This window comes from Nonomuraea sp. MG754425 (genome assembly GCF_021699195.1).
In the GTDB taxonomy this organism is placed as follows: Bacteria; Actinomycetota; Actinomycetes; order Streptosporangiales; family Streptosporangiaceae; genus Nonomuraea.
The window spans coordinates 1-261 of the sequence record NZ_SSXE01000595.1; the positions used below are offsets into that span (position 1 = coordinate 1).

General features: G+C 64.4%; 1 protein-coding gene. It reads right to left on the reverse strand.

From position 1 onward, the window contains the following. Window positions 1-194, reverse strand: a 194-nt coding sequence (locus FAF44_RS54125; RefSeq protein WP_237111246.1) for a transposase, incomplete at its 3' end; no start/stop codon positions are given. Window positions 195-261: the final 67 nt, after the last annotated feature.

A 261-nucleotide genomic window follows, 5' to 3' on the forward strand; every position in this document is an offset into this window, starting at 1 on the left:
CGCTCCGGCCCGGAAACCGGCTGCTGCACGTCCTCGTCGTGGACTATCCGATGCCGGGTTACCCAGCTGCCCAGGGTGCTGGCGTTGATCCCGAACTCCCGGGCCACCGCCGCGACCGTGCGATCACCCTCCAGCACCATGCGGACGGCTTCTTCCTTGAACTCGGGCGAGAACTGCCTGCGACGCCTCGTCACGTACCTACCTCTTCCAGACTTCTGTCAGCTTATGTAGCCGACTGTCCGGAATCTGCTGGGCACCTCA